Origin of the sequence: Nitrospira sp. (assembly GCA_029194535.1) — a bacterium.
Taxonomy (GTDB): domain Bacteria; phylum Nitrospirota; class Nitrospiria; order Nitrospirales; family Nitrospiraceae; genus Nitrospira_C.
The window spans coordinates 555,221-568,512 of sequence record JARFXR010000001.1 but is presented as its reverse complement, the minus strand read 5'-3'; the positions used below and the strand labels follow the sequence as shown (position 1 = coordinate 568,512).

General features: G+C 56.4%; 15 protein-coding genes and 1 tRNA gene. 1 reads left to right on the top strand and 15 read right to left on the bottom strand.

Annotated features, from left to right (window positions below):
• Positions 1 to 23: 23 nt before the first annotated feature.
• The 4 genes from P0111_02655 to P0111_02640 all read right to left on the bottom strand — a co-directional run bounded on the left by P0111_02655 (position 24) and on the right by P0111_02640 (position 2,721).
• A complete protein-coding gene (locus tag P0111_02655; GenBank protein ID MDF0642907.1) occupies positions 24 to 755 on the bottom strand; it encodes a hypothetical protein in 732 nt (243 codons plus the stop codon).
• Positions 756 to 783: 28 nt separating this feature from the next.
• Complete coding sequence (locus tag P0111_02650; protein MDF0642906.1) at positions 784 to 1,272, bottom strand: hypothetical protein; 489 nt, start codon at positions 1,270 to 1,272, stop codon at positions 784 to 786.
• On the bottom strand, positions 1,269 to 1,664 hold the full coding sequence (locus tag P0111_02645; GenBank protein MDF0642905.1) for a GspH/FimT family protein: 396 nt from the start codon (positions 1,662 to 1,664) through the stop codon (positions 1,269 to 1,271). Before P0111_02645 ends, P0111_02650 begins: the two co-directional genes overlap by 4 nt.
• A gap of 280 nt (positions 1,665 to 1,944) precedes the next feature.
• A complete protein-coding gene (locus tag P0111_02640) occupies positions 1,945 to 2,721 on the bottom strand; it encodes an A24 family peptidase (GenBank protein MDF0642904.1) in 777 nt (258 codons plus the stop codon).
• A gap of 184 nt (positions 2,722 to 2,905) precedes the next feature.
• Here P0111_02640 and P0111_02635 point away from each other — a divergent pair, with 184 nt between their 5' ends.
• A complete protein-coding gene (locus P0111_02635) occupies positions 2,906 to 3,181 on the top strand; it encodes a LuxR C-terminal-related transcriptional regulator (GenBank protein MDF0642903.1) in 276 nt (91 codons plus the stop codon).
• Here the strand turns inward: P0111_02635 and rlmB are convergent.
• The 11 genes from rlmB to thrC all read right to left on the bottom strand — a co-directional run bounded on the left by rlmB (position 3,168) and on the right by thrC (position 13,288).
• Positions 3,168 to 3,953, bottom strand: coding sequence for a 23S rRNA (guanosine(2251)-2'-O)-methyltransferase RlmB (rlmB, locus tag P0111_02630; GenBank protein MDF0642902.1), 786 nt, complete (start codon positions 3,951 to 3,953; stop codon positions 3,168 to 3,170). The two genes, P0111_02635 and rlmB, sit on opposite strands and share 14 nt — an antisense overlap.
• Entirely contained in the window at positions 3,928 to 5,346 is a 1,419-nt protein-coding gene (gene cysS / locus P0111_02625) for a cysteine--tRNA ligase (GenBank protein ID MDF0642901.1), read from the bottom strand. The genes rlmB and cysS overlap by 26 nt, the downstream gene beginning before the upstream one ends.
• Before the next feature lie 6 nt (positions 5,347 to 5,352).
• Positions 5,353 to 5,991, bottom strand: a complete 639-nt coding sequence (locus P0111_02620) for a DedA family protein (GenBank protein ID MDF0642900.1) — start codon at positions 5,989 to 5,991, stop codon at positions 5,353 to 5,355.
• A gap of 5 nt (positions 5,992 to 5,996) precedes the next feature.
• Complete coding sequence (gene surE / locus P0111_02615; protein MDF0642899.1) at positions 5,997 to 6,797, bottom strand: 5'/3'-nucleotidase SurE; 801 nt, start codon at positions 6,795 to 6,797, stop codon at positions 5,997 to 5,999.
• Positions 6,798 to 6,939: 142 nt separating this feature from the next.
• Positions 6,940 to 7,016, bottom strand: a tRNA-Pro gene (locus P0111_02610).
• A gap of 84 nt (positions 7,017 to 7,100) precedes the next feature.
• A complete protein-coding gene (locus tag P0111_02605; protein ID MDF0642898.1) occupies positions 7,101 to 7,445 on the bottom strand; it encodes a MerR family transcriptional regulator in 345 nt (114 codons plus the stop codon).
• Positions 7,446 to 7,486: 41 nt separating this feature from the next.
• Positions 7,487 to 7,762, bottom strand: a complete 276-nt coding sequence (locus P0111_02600) for an integration host factor subunit alpha (protein MDF0642897.1) — start codon at positions 7,760 to 7,762, stop codon at positions 7,487 to 7,489.
• Positions 7,763 to 7,866: 104 nt separating this feature from the next.
• Entirely contained in the window at positions 7,867 to 9,534 is a 1,668-nt protein-coding gene (gene cimA / locus P0111_02595; protein MDF0642896.1) for a citramalate synthase, read from the bottom strand.
• A gap of 59 nt (positions 9,535 to 9,593) precedes the next feature.
• Positions 9,594 to 10,835, bottom strand: a complete 1,242-nt coding sequence (locus P0111_02590) for an aspartate kinase (protein ID MDF0642895.1) — start codon at positions 10,833 to 10,835, stop codon at positions 9,594 to 9,596.
• Between the two features lie 5 nt (positions 10,836 to 10,840).
• The gene (locus P0111_02585; protein MDF0642894.1) at positions 10,841 to 12,082 is read right to left on the bottom strand and encodes a hypothetical protein; all 1,242 of its coding nucleotides are present in this window, start codon (positions 12,080 to 12,082) and stop codon (positions 10,841 to 10,843) included.
• Between the two features lie 147 nt (positions 12,083 to 12,229).
• Positions 12,230 to 13,288, bottom strand: a complete 1,059-nt coding sequence (gene thrC, locus P0111_02580) for a threonine synthase (protein ID MDF0642893.1) — start codon at positions 13,286 to 13,288, stop codon at positions 12,230 to 12,232.
• Positions 13,289 to 13,292: the final 4 nt, after the last annotated feature.

Genomic DNA, 13,292 nt, shown 5'->3' with positions numbered 1-13,292 from the left:
TCCGACACAGCACGAGGCACGAGTCATGATTTCAGACCGATTTCCCGAATAACTCTAGCCACATGCCCACGCAGAGTTACTTCAACGACGACTCGCTTGAGATGCCTGGGTTGGCTCACCGTCCGTCCATCTTCGCCCCAATATGAGAACTTGGCTGCTTGAACGTCTCCGACCAGGACGCTGGCTCCTCCATCGACCATCCGTAACAACCTCTTGTTGCCCTGGTCGTCCTGCTTGATGTAGAAACGAATACGGTTGCGGACCGACACGGAGGCTCCCGTCGGAATCGGGGTTGCTACCGGCTGCGTGAGTGTCAGCAATGTCCGCTGTCCATCCCGTGCAAGCGTCATCACTTCGTTCTGATTATTCCAACTGATGACGATGGTCTTTCGTTCCGGCCATCCCCTGCCGTCATCGACACGCATCGAGGTTTGACCCGAGGCTACAGGCCCGCTAACGGTGGTGACCAAACCGTTGACATTCGCCCAGAACTCGAACTCCTCCTGTCCCATGACCGAGACGGATTCGGCCTCAGCCTGGTGAATCTCTTGCTCCAGCACCTCAAGACCGAGGCGCAGGTCTTGCTGCCGTGCGAGGGAAGACTGTTGGAGAGAGAACTGCCGATGAAAGAAGGACAAGGTCTGCCAGGCGGCTGACAAGATGATAAGCCCGGCCGCAGTGGCGATCAACAACTCCAGGAGAGTCGTCCCGAACTCACTCTGTTCAGAACGAAGGACGCGGATGCGCGAATACATCGGCAACATATTTGACCCATGGGAATGCTTACTCGCCAACATACACAGGATTCGCTCTCACTGCGACCAGCTTCACTTCTCGCTGCCCTTGGTCGGTTTCATATGAGGCTCGGCTCTCGATGACCACATACCCTGCCCCAGACAGGTGTCCTGTTCGACTCGGTGTCACCGTCCATGTGAGGGACACACCATCCCTTTGAGCAGTCGCTGAGTAGACTCCATCTCCTCCGACCAAGTCCCCAGCTTGCCCATCATCGTGCATAAGGCTCTCCGGAATGCCGTCGTAATTGAGATCGTCTATGAGGAGCCGTTCCCATCGAACGGATCGCTTCGCTTCAATACGCGACTGAGCCATTGCCAATGCCCGGCTGGATAACGTTCCCAACGTAATAATTCTCTCGGCTATGTGGAAGGCTCCTATGGTTCCCATGAGCACCAACGGCAAGATTGCCGTCGCGACCAAGACCTCCGCGAAGCTGGCTCCGGCACAATCGGTCATGATCGGACGCTTCGTCATGATAGGGAGACGCGTCCGGTGATGCTCACGGTCAATGTGATTTTTCTCCCCACGCTGTCGACTATGGCAATGGTCGATGCCGTAGCCGAGCGCCCGCTCGGGTAAAATAGTACGTTCGGTCCGGCGCTCGGCACCTCGAGTACGACTCCCTTGTCGGCATAGTGATATTCATTGAGCACATCTCCGGAATCCGCGCGCACGAATGTGAGAGAGCAGCGCGGTTGGTCGAACTGAACGAGTAATCGTTCGCGTCTGGCCATTGCCAGTTGCCTGGTCAGACGAAGCTCTGATGCGATCTCAGCGGCAACGGATCGTGCTTGTGCTCTTGCAATCGCCGCCTTGTAGCTCGGTCCCGCCAGTGCCGCCATTACGGCCAGGATTACCAAGACCATCAACACTTCAGGCAGACTTCCGCCATGTTCCTGTAAATTCGGTCTCAAGACGGATAGAGATAACATGGCAGCGTCGGTCCGATGAGAAATCGTAATTTCCAAGACTCATGCCGTCCTCGGGCAGACTGGTCGCTGCGACTTTGTCCACAGGAAGTGGCCAGAAAGCGCTGTGACTTGTTGACGCACAGGGTCGTTCTTGAGGATCGGAGAACTGAAGATGCCTGCAATCTGATCGGATACAACGGACTTCCGGTTCAGATACAGAACGAGCGGGGAGGACTTAGGACGGACTCAGCAGACGTTGATACCACTCAAGAATGGGTTGAGCAAAAAACATCGATACGAGGGCCCCAAAGGCAAGAAACGGTCCGAACGGAATATACTCATCGCGCCTGATCACGTGAAGGCCGATTAAGGAGACACCGATCAGGGACCCCATCAAGGAACCGACCATGATCGTCAATAGAGCCGGCTTCCATCCGAGAAAGGCCCCTATCATGGCCAATAACTTAATATCCCCCCCACCCATGCCTTCCTTGCCAAAGAGGTATGGACTGATCCACGCCAGTGCCCAAAGGATGCCTCCACCGATAAGAATTCCCAAAAGGGCATTTACCCACCCCACTGGCAGAACGGTAACGGCTCCGAAGAACCCCACGAAGAGACCCGGTAATGTGATGGTATCCGGAATGATCTGGTGTGAGAGGTCGGTGCCGACCACCACGAGCAAGGCGGAGAACAACACACCGTAGAGAACGGCCGGCCATCCAGGACCGAAAAACCACAGAATACCTACATACCCCACCGCGTTGGCAGCTTCCACAGCCGGATACCGCAAAGGAATCTTCACGCGGCAGGCTCGGCACCGTCCTCTCAACCAGAGATAACTGAACACAGGAATATTGTCGTAGAATTGAATCGGATTCCCGCAGGCTGGACAATGCGACCCGGGCCAAACTACGGATTCACCACGAGGCAGCCGAAAAATACACACGTTTAGAAAGCTCCCCACGAGGCAGCCCAGCACGGCCACCACGATATAAAGATGGATATTCATGGGCCAACCTCTAGCTGCCACGGACTGATGTACGTATTTGCACTAGGGCCATAGAGCTTCGATTTACACGGACCAAACCGACCTCCTATAATTTCACTCTGGGTACTAGGGTTTGTTCTCCGGTGTTTTCACCTGCAGTAAAATTACAACGGAATTTACTTTCATTCAAAGGAGAACGGCAAACATGACACGCGTGATCAAGGCGAAGCCTAGATCGCCCCTCGTCGACTTGACTCCACCGCCACGGAAAAAGCGCCCGGAATCCTTGACCAGTCGGGAACAAGAAATCCTTGAGTTGATCTGGGCCGGATTCAAGAACAAGGAAATCGGTCAGCGGCTCAAGATCAGCGTCAAGACCGTCGAGGCGCATCGTGCCAATATGATGAAAAAACTCCGCGTTTCCAATACGGCACAATTGCTGAAAACCTCAATCCAAGGCGGAATGATCAGGCTTCGGTAGAACCACACACTCGGTTTCGGCTTCGCTGCCGCACTGCTTCGAATAGCACAACCGAGACTGCGGCAGAGACATTCAACGATTCAATCTTCCCCATCATCGGGATACGCAACAGCTCGTCGCACTCCTTCCGTACACCCGGTCGAATACCCTCGCCTTCGCCGCCAACGACTATCGCAAACGGACCAGTCAAATCGGTTTGCGTGTAGAGCTTTGTCGCTGAGGGTTCCACCCCATACACCCAAATTCCCGCTTCTTTTAGACCTTCCATGAGCCTGGTGAGATTCGTGACGCGTGAAACCAGCATATGATCAATCGCCCCTGCGGAAACTTTTGCAACGACGGACGTCAGGCCTACCGCCCGCCGTTCCGGTATGCATACACCGTGAACACCCGCTGCCTCAGCGGTGCGCAGCACCGCACCTAGGTTGTGAGGATCTTCGACTCCGTCAAGGAGGAGAAGGAACGGAGGTTCTTTGCGCAAGCGAGCTGATTCTAGAATCTCACCAAGGCTGCTGTAGGATTTGGCTGCGACGAACGCAATGACCCCTTGATGCTTTCCGCCGGGGACGAGTCGATCGAACGCGGCAGACGGCCCAAGCTGTACGGGAACGCGGTGCTCTTTGGCCCGCTGGACCAAGTCGCCGAACTGGCGATCCAGTCTCAGAACCAGAAGACGCTGTATGGGTCGGGTACCAGCTCGGAGAGCCTCTCGAACCGCATGCAATCCGTAGAGGATCTCTGATGGCTCATCGCTTCCATCGGCTAGTGCCATCTGGTTTGTCCTCGATGGTGATGCCCTGAGCTGCAAGCTCGCGCCTAATGGCATCGGCGAGCTGAAAGTCTTTCTTTTTCTTGGCTTCGATCCGTTCCGCAATCTTCGCTTCAACGTCTGCATTGGTCGATCCGACCTTTTCGGGCTGATTGAATTGCCACTGGTTCGGTTCCAACTGAAACAGCCCTAGCACTTTCCCCAGCGTGCGAAACGTTTCCCGTGCCTCTCTTTTCTTGCCGCCCGGTAAGCCTTTCAATAGTTGTCTATTCGTTTCACCCCGCAGTTCCTGCAGTGCGGCCAAGGCCTGCGGAGTATTGAGATCGTCCTCCATCGCCCTTTCGAACCCCACTTGGTAAAAACCAATTGCAAAATCCAACTCCTCATCCTGTCCTGGCTCAGTCAACCGCAGGAACAGATCATAAAATCCATCCAACGCTCTCTTGGATTCCATCAGCGCCTGATCGGAAAAATCGAGCGGTCTACGATAGTGAGTTGAGAGCAGGAAGTATCGAATAGTCTCTCCCGTCACCTCCTCGGACCATTGCGACTTTTCAAAAATCTCTCTGATCGTAAAGAAGTTGCCCGAGGACTTCGACATCTTCTCGTGATTGATCTGGACGAACCCGTTGTGAATCCAATACCGTGCGAACTCTTTTCCTGTCGCACCGCTGGATTGAGCAATTTCGTTCTCGTGGTGCGGGAAAATGAGGTCCATGCCGCCGCCGTGAATATCGAACGTCTCCCCCAAATACTTGATTGACATGGCCGAACATTCAATGTGCCAGCCTGGTCGCCCCATACCCCAAGGACTCGGCCACGATGGTTCGCCGGGTTTGCTGCTCTTCCACAATGCAAAATCCATCGGATGACGCTTGCGCTCATCTACTTCCACACGTGCGCCAGCCTGGAGATCTTCGAGCTTGCGTTTGGACAATCGTCCGTACGCAGGGTCCCTATTCACCTGGAAATACACGTCGCCGCCAACGTGGTAGGCCAGATCATTCTTGATCAGCCTTTCCGCCATCGCAACGATATCGGCGATGTGCTCTGTAGCCCGCGGCTCTTTCGTTGCTCGCGCAACCCCCACTTTGCCCATGTCCTGATAGTAGGCCTCGATGAATTGTGTGGTGATGGCCTCGTACGGCACACTTCGCTCACGGGCGCGGTTGATGATCTTGTCGTCGACATCGGTGAAGTTCTTGACGAACTCAACCTGATATCCGATATGCTCCAGATACCGCCGAAGGACATCGAAGACGAGCGCGCTACGCGCATGACCGATGTGACAATAGTCGTAGACCGTAACCCCACAGACGTACATCCGAACCCTGTTGGGCTCCAAGGACTTGAAGGATTCTTGCTTCCCGGTGAGGGTGTTGAACAATGTCAGCATGTCGCACTATGAAGGACGGTCGTATTCACGCCGAGGCCAGTGTGACCAGAGAAAGTAACCGCCGGCCAGCACCAACAGGAGGCCGATGACCATATCGAACTGGTGAAAATAGTCATGCAGTTGATCCCACTGCTCCCCCATTTTGACACCGATGTAGGCCAAGAGATAGCACCAGGGCAACGCACCGAGGAACGTGAACAGGACGAAGCGGGGAAAATTCATCGCGGCGATCCCCGCCGGTAACGAAATGAAGGTTCGGACGACCGGCAGCATGCGGCTGAACAACACGGCCGCATCACCGTATTTCTGAAACCAGCGATCGGCAAGATCAAGGTCTTTATGCGAAACCAACATATACGGGCCATATCGCTCGACAAACGGCCGTCCGCCCCACACCCCGGCGTAATAGGCAACGATCGACCCGACGACGTTACCGATGGCGCCGGCCAAGGTGACGCCGATCAAGCTGAACTGGCCGGTGGTGACGAGATACCCAGAAAACGGCATGATAATTTCGCTGGGCAACGGAATGCAGGCGCTCTCAATCGCCATAGTCAGAACAATGCCGCTGTACCCGAGAGAGCTGATCGTATTCATCACGAAGCGACCTAACAATGTGACGATCGCCTCGATCAGCCCTCCCATGTACCTTACCCTCTCCTTTTCCTAATCGCACGCCGAGCCTGTGTCCAGCGATCGCTGCGTCTGAGCAGTGGTTCCCAGGCTCGGAAGCGGTCCATTGCGTCGTAGTGTGTGCTGTCGAGATGAATGGGCGTCAGCGACACCGCTCCCTCCGCGATCGCCTCATGATCCGAATCCTTGTTTCTACTCCACGACACCCGGGTACCTGCGATCCAGTAGTACGTTCGACCATGTGGATCGACTTTCTCTATGATCGGATTATCGAACCGTCGCCGACTGAGGCACGTCACGCGGACGTGAACTGTGCGTGCGAGGGGACGATCCGGAATGTTGACATTGAGGAGCGTTTCCTCCGGCAAGCCCTGCTCAAGGACCAAGCGCGCGATACGTATGGCATGATGGGCGCCCACCGAAAAGCGGAAGGTCTCGCGACCCTCTTGCGACACCGCGATCGAGGGTATGCCGAGAATAGTCCCTTCGACAGCAGCGGACACGGTACCCGAGTACAACACATCGTCACCAAGGTTCACGCCCTTGTTGATCCCCGAAACCAGGAGCTGTGGGGGCGCCGGAAGGATGTTCTGTAATGCGAGGTTGACGCAATCGACCGGCGTTCCATTGACGGTGAACATACGCTTTGCCTGCCGATGGACTCTCAGGGGCTTATGCAGTGTCACGGCGTGGGCGACCGCCGTCCGTTCGCGATCCGGCGCCACGACCCACACCTCGCCCAGCTTTCCCAGGGCCTCGGCGAGCACGGTTAGTCCTGCCGATGAAATTCCGTCGTCGTTTGTCACCAAAATGCGCATGTGGATACCGGGCACAAAAAAAGCTGCTCGTCGGCAGCTCAGTCGTTCAGAGAGGTCCGCATGTCCGGAGCAATCTGCTGGCACCTCCGGGGGGGCACACGTATCGTCGACACTCAGCAGTTCACTATGAATGTTGGCTATTTGGTCGGGGCGAGCCGATTTGAACGGCCGACCACTCGCACCCCAAGCGAGTACGCTACCGGGCTGCGCCACGCCCCGACAGAAGCCAACGTTGTCGCATTCTCTCCTCTGAGGACCTCCGATTGCAACTAGAACAGTCGGGTTCTCGAAGGAAGGGTCTGCTCATTGAGATTCCAGGAGTTTCAAAATGGCTTGGAGACTGCCCCGCAACTTCTGCGCCAATTCCTTTGGCTTCAGCCGCTGGGCGGAAACCCGGCCTCGTCTAGCCCAATACCGTTTCACTCCCTCAAGCGTGTGGCCTTCTTCATAGAGCATCCGCTTAATCTCCAGAACGATCTCAATATCACGCCTGACGTACAATCGCTGGTTTCCACGACTTTTTTTGGGCTTCAGAAAGGGAAACTGCGACTCCCAAAACCGCAGGACATATGCGGGCAGCTTCGTAACCTGGCTGACTTCCCCTATTTTATAGAAGACTTTGCTTCCCAGCCGGGGCTCATTCCCCATGACCGATCCTCGTGCCAGGATTTGCGACGTGAGTAACGGGGTTATGAATTGACGTACTTTTTGAATACCTGACTGGGACGGAAGGTCACGACACGACGGGGCGTAATCCCAATTTCTTCGCCTGTTCGAGGATTTCGACCTTTTCGTGCACCTTTGCTCCTGACAACAAAATTTCCGAAACCAGCAATCTTGACCGATTCTCCCTTTTGCAACACAGCCTTGAGCATGTTCAGCACGAGCTCTACAATGTCCGCCGCCTCATTCTTCGAAATTCCAACCTGCTTGTAGATTTCGTTCGCAATATCTGCCTTTCTCATGCTTCCCCCTACGCAACTCCTCGGGCTGCTCGACCATCTCCTTCGAGACAAAAGCTAGTTTCACCATAAGTTACGTGAGGTTATGTGAGCTGTCAAGGACAAATTCAGGAGGACGACTGGTCGGACGACCGGTCTCTGGCGAGCAATTTATACTCAATGCTATCGGCCAAGGCCTGCCAACTTGCCTCCATGATGTTCTCAGAGACCCCGACCGTTCCCCACTTATCCTTATGATCTCCTGATTCAATGAGGACACGCACCTTGGATTCCGTACCACGATTGGCGGAAAGGACCCTCACCTTATAGTCGAGTAACTTCACTTCACGGAGCTCCGGATAAAAGCGTTCCAATGACGTCCGCAGAGCATGATCCAGTGCGTTCACAGGTCCGGAGCCTGTTCCTCGGGCATGTGCGACGGTTTTACCCACCTTGACCGTGACCGTGGCTTCAGAGCTGGAGGTCCCGTCATCTTGCTTTCTCTCGACCACCACGCGAAATCCCAGCAGCTGAAACGAAGGAGAATGGGCCCCCATGACCTTTCGCATGAGCAACTCGAACGAACCTTCCGCCCCTTCAAACTGATAGCCCTGATTCTCCCGTTCTTTGAGCGTTTCAACGAGCTCCCCGACCTTGGAATGATCCTTCGCAATCTTCAGCCCGTACGACTCAATTTTTTCCAGGATGCCGCTCCGGCCGGCATAGTCGGAAACAAGCATGCGTTGTCGATTGCCGACCCTCGCGGGGTCGATATGCTCATAGGTTGCTGGGTTCTTGAGCACAGCATGGATGTGGACGCCGCCTTTATGGGCAAACGCCGCATCTCCCACATAGGGCTGATGCTTGTTGGGCATGAGGTTGGCGATTTCTGTGACAAAGCCCGACACGTCCTTCAGCCGGCTGAGTCGATCTCCTAGTGCCGGTCGCTTCATCTTCAACTGTAGATTCGGAACAATGGAGGTGAGGTTGGCGTTGCCGCAGCGTTCTCCGATCCCGTTGATCGTCCCCTGCACCTGCCTGACCCCAGCTTCGATCGCAATAAGGGAATTGGCGACCGCCATTTCACAGTCGTTGTGGGCATGGATTCCAAGAGGAATCGAGCATTCGGCTTGGACGGCACGACAGATTTCGCGGATTTCCCACGGCATTGATCCGCCGTTCGTATCGCACAGAATGATGCGCGCCGCACCGGCGGCCACAGCTGCACGGATCGTTTTCAGCGCGTATTCGGGGTCGGCCTTGTACCCGTCGAAAAAATGCTCCGCGTCATAAAAGACTCGGCGCCCTTTGGACTGCAAGTACTCGATCGAATCCTCAATAATCTCGATGTTCTTGCTCAGTGCGATGCCGAGGGCGTCGGTGACCTGGAAAGTCCAACTTTTCCCGAACAGAGTAATCGTCTGGGTGTCGGCAGAAAGCAGCGCTTGGATCGTCGGGTCTTTGTCCACTGGATTGCTGGCTTTGCGCGTGGAGCCAAACGCGATCACGCTCGCATGCTGCAGCGGAATGGTCTTGATGATACGAAAAAACTCGATATCCTTGGGATTGGCGCCAGGCCAACCGCCCTCGATGAAATGAACTCCCAGGTCGTCCAGCTTCTGCGCGATGCGAACCTTATCCTCAACGGAAAAACTGACGTCCTCGGCCTGCGCACCATCACGCAGCGTGGTGTCATAAATTTCAATCGTGGGAGCCTTAGGCAGAGCCGCTAGCGAGACATCGGAGCGATCGCTGGTCCGACGTTGAGGTTTGCGTGTTGAAGGACGTTTCGGCATGACGAGAGGGTACCAGGCGCGGGGCAATCCTGTCGAGACTCAAATCATGGCTGGCGAGGCTATTTCGACGTTCGGTCGTCGTTCCGAGGCTGGTCAAGGCCGAACGCCGAGTGCAGTGACCGCATGGCAAGTTCAAGATATTTTTCATCGATGACGCAGGAGATCTTGATTTCTGAGGTGCTGATCATGATGATGTTGACACCTTCCTGCGACAGGACCTCGAACATCTTGGCGGCCACCCCCGAGTGGGAACGCATCCCCACCCCTACCAGCGAAACTTTGGCAATCGCCTCCGTAACAGAGACGGTCTTGGCTCCGATGTTCTTGGCCACCTCCTGAATGAGCGGGACGGCCTTTTTCACATCCACTCGGGGAATCGTAAAAGAGATGTCGGTCAAGGCCGCCTGACTCATGTTCTGAATGATCACATCGACAAGGATATTCGCCTCGGCCACCGGCCCGAAGAGACCGGCTGCGATGCCCGGCTTGTCCGGCACCCCGACGATCGTGATCTTGGCCTGATTCCGGTCGCCCGTGACTCCGGAAACCGCGACGGCCTCCATGTCTCTGTCTTCGCGTGTCACAAGCGTCCCCTTTCCTTCCTTGAAACTCGAATTGACCTCCAGCGGCACGTTGAACTTCGCTGCAAATTCCACGGAGCGGCTCTGCAGCACCTTCGCCCCGAGACTGGCCATTTCCAACATTTCTTCATACGAGATCTTGTCGATGCGTCGAGCCGACGGCACGATATTAGGATCAGTGGTGTAGACGCCGTCGACGTCCGTAAAGATCACGCATCGATCGGCCTTGAGCGCCCCAGCCAATGCGACCGCCGTTAGATCGGAACCCCCGCGTCCCAATGTCGTAACGTCCGACTGCTGGTTGATCCCCTGGAAGCCGGCCACGACGGGGATGATACCCCTCGCCAAGGATTCACGGATGCGCTCGGCCGTCACCTTCGTGATACGGGCTCTGGTATGAGCACTGTCCGTCAAGATGCCGACCTGACGACCGGTGAATGATCGCGCATCGAGATTGCGGCCACGTAACGCCATCGCCAGAAGGGCGATGGTGACGCGCTCGCCGGTCGAAAGCAGCATGTCGAGTTCCCGTTCATCCGGCAGGGGAGTCATTTCGTGTGCGAGGCGCAACAAGCGATCCGTCTCGCCGCTCATGGCCGATAACACCACGACGACCTGATGCCCGTCCTTACACGCCCGCTCGACGTTGTCCGCAACGCGATGGATCCGCTCGACCGTACCGACAGAGGTTCCGCCGTATTTCTGAACAATCAAGGACATCGGCATCAGGAGGGCTTGGCGAACAGTCGCACGACGAATTTCGTGGCATCCCGAGGCGCGAGGGTCGCCGCTTGTGCATCCGCCTCGGTGAAACGCCGTGTGGTGCTTGCAGCCGGCTGTACTGAGCTATCCCGATACGCATAAAACCATTGCCCGTCGGCCGGTCTCTCCTGATGCACACTGCCGGGGTCACAGAGGACCATAAGGCGGTATGGGCCCAATCGTGCCATCCCTTGGAGAAGCGGCTGAACCAACTCCCGATCAATATCCTCAATCCCGGTCACTTTGGCTTTGACATCGGTGCTATAGACGACGGTATCGGGCAATTCGACATGCACATAGGCGAAATCCTTCTCTCTGAGTTCCTCCAGCGCAACAGCAGCTCTCCCGGCCAAATCCGTTCCGAACAACCGCTCAGGATCGACCGCCTCAAGTCCCGCGAGCAGGCCAAGTCCTCGATGGACATCGCTCGAGGACACCACCACTCCGGAAACGTGAAACCGCTCAGTCAGGCTCGGCCACGCAACGGCTCGCCCTTCGCCCCACAGCCAGAGGCAATTGGCCGGTGGGAGGCCTGCTCCTCGACGTTCGTCGTTCACCGGATGATCTCGCAAAATGGTCAAGGAGGCGTCCATGAGTTTCCGAAGCATGTCCGCTCCGTCTCCTGCGGGGAGTGCATCGCTGATGGGCTTCCCCACCAGAGACTGCGGATCGGTGCACATCGCCCTGGGCTTTCCGTTCACCCATACCATCAGGTGTCGATGTCCCGATCCCGGGTAAAACTGAATGATCTCAGACCCCAGCTGCTCATTGACAGCATCGATCAACTCCCGCGCTTCCATGCCCGTAATCAGGCCGGCTGTCGCGTCCTCCATGATCACGTGGGGGCCAAGTTTCTTGACCTCGGGTGCCCCGCTCTTGACGGCGGACTGCGGCTCAGTCCTGAGCGTAACCATGGTACATCGATAGACCACGTCATGTTCGCCGACAGCGACACCGAGGCTTGCCGCCTCCAGCGGACCGGGGCCTTGGTAGTACTTCCGCGGCTCGTAGCCGAGGATGCAGGTACCGGTCAACCCGCTGCCGTGTCGGGTATTTTCCGATGGAACCGTCAGGACCCCGAGTTCTCCGCTTTGCGCGAGGCGATCGAGGTGAGAAATTGAAGCGGCCTGAAGAGGGGTCTTGCCGCCCAGTTCAGTGCGGGGTTGGTCCGCTACCCCATCGACATGCAGAATCACATATTTCATTGAAACCACATCCACATCGCAAATGATGTGTCATTCCCCTTCGACACAAGACCCGTCTGCGCAGAGGCCCAGAACGGCATCTTGGTTCGCCGTGATGAAGCGGCCTTATGCGCCCCTGAGGGTCGGCACATCCGATAGCATGGCCGTCTAGACTTTGAGGAGCCGAACCACATCGTCCTTGGTGGCTTGGACGGTTTTCGGCTGAACCGACACACTAATGGCGGTATCGGCATCCTTCAAGCCGTGGCCGGTTAAGGTACACACGACGGTGTCTCCCTCGCGAAGCGCACCCTGCCGGCTCAGCTTAATTACCCCAGCAACGGAGGCCGCCGAAGCCGGCTCACAGAACACGCCCTCCGTTCCAGCCACCATGGTATAGGCCTGGAGGATCTCTTCGTCCAGAACCGAATCAATGGCTCCCGAGGAGTCCTTGATCACCTCCAAAGCGGCTTGCCAACTCGCGGGATTACCGATTCGGATGGCCGTCGCCACCGTCTGCGGGTTTTCAACGACACGGCCGAGTACCATCGGAGCCGCTCCCGCAGCCTGAAAGCCCATCATGCGCGGCGAGCGGGTCGTCTGGTTGGCTGCGCGGTATTCTTGATATCCCTTCCAATACGCGGTGATATTTCCCGCATTTCCAACCGGCAACACATGCAGAGTCGGGGCGTCACCCAATTGATCGCACACCTCCATGGCAGCCGTCTTCTGGCCTTCGATCCGATAGGGATTGAGCGAGTTGACGAGCTCGATGTGATGCAGCACCGACACCTCCTTGACGATCGAGAGCGCCTGATCGAAATTCCCGTCGATCTGAATCACCGTGGCCTGATGCATCATGGCTTGCGACAATTTGCCCATTGCGATCTTCCCCGCAGGGATCAGAACATAGACCGCCAGGCCTGCACGTGCGCCGTAAGCCGCCGCCGACGCGGAAGTGTTCCCGGTCGACGCACAGATGACCGCCTGCGCGCCGTTCTCCAGCGCTTTGGAAATCGCCATGGTCATGCCGCGATCCTTGAAGGATCCGGTCGGATTGGCCCCCTCGACTTTCAGGTAGAGATCGACGCCGGGCGCAATTGTTTTGGCGAGCTTGCCCGCTCGGATGAGAGGCGTGTTTCCTTCTCCTAAGGACACGACCGGCGTGTGTTCGCTCACGGGCAGGAACTTGCGGTATTCTTCGATCAACCCGCGCCAGGGATTCATGGCA

Excerpts from the sequence above, each read along its gene's own strand:
- P0111_02635 (MDF0642903.1), top strand. The coding sequence starts at position 2,906 with ATGACACGCGTGATCAAGGCGAAGCCTAGATCGCCCCTCGTCGACTTG.
- P0111_02590 (MDF0642895.1), bottom strand. The coding sequence starts at position 10,835 with ATGTCCTTGATTGTTCAGAAATACGGCGGAACCTCTGTCGGTACGGTC.
- P0111_02605 (MDF0642898.1), bottom strand. The coding sequence starts at position 7,445 with ATGGGGAATGAGCCCCGGCTGGGAAGCAAAGTCTTCTATAAAATAGGG.
- surE (MDF0642899.1), bottom strand. The coding sequence starts at position 6,797 with ATGCGCATTTTGGTGACAAACGACGACGGAATTTCATCGGCAGGACTA.
- P0111_02645 (MDF0642905.1), bottom strand. The coding sequence starts at position 1,664 with ATGGTCTTGGTAATCCTGGCCGTAATGGCGGCACTGGCGGGACCGAGC.
- cysS (MDF0642901.1), bottom strand. The coding sequence starts at position 5,346 with ATGCTGACATTGTTCAACACCCTCACCGGGAAGCAAGAATCCTTCAAG.
- rlmB (MDF0642902.1), bottom strand. The coding sequence starts at position 3,953 with ATGGCACTAGCCGATGGAAGCGATGAGCCATCAGAGATCCTCTACGGA.
- P0111_02600 (MDF0642897.1), bottom strand. The coding sequence starts at position 7,762 with ATGAGAAAGGCAGATATTGCGAACGAAATCTACAAGCAGGTTGGAATT.
- P0111_02585 (MDF0642894.1), bottom strand. The coding sequence starts at position 12,082 with ATGAAATATGTGATTCTGCATGTCGATGGGGTAGCGGACCAACCCCGC.
- P0111_02650 (MDF0642906.1), bottom strand. The coding sequence starts at position 1,272 with ATGACGAAGCGTCCGATCATGACCGATTGTGCCGGAGCCAGCTTCGCG.
- P0111_02655 (MDF0642907.1), bottom strand. The coding sequence starts at position 755 with ATGTATTCGCGCATCCGCGTCCTTCGTTCTGAACAGAGTGAGTTCGGG.
- P0111_02640 (MDF0642904.1), bottom strand. The coding sequence starts at position 2,721 with ATGAATATCCATCTTTATATCGTGGTGGCCGTGCTGGGCTGCCTCGTG.
- thrC (MDF0642893.1), bottom strand. The coding sequence starts at position 13,288 with ATGAATCCCTGGCGCGGGTTGATCGAAGAATACCGCAAGTTCCTGCCC.
- cimA (MDF0642896.1), bottom strand. The coding sequence starts at position 9,534 with ATGCCGAAACGTCCTTCAACACGCAAACCTCAACGTCGGACCAGCGAT.
- P0111_02620 (MDF0642900.1), bottom strand. The coding sequence starts at position 5,991 with ATGGGAGGGCTGATCGAGGCGATCGTCACATTGTTAGGTCGCTTCGTG.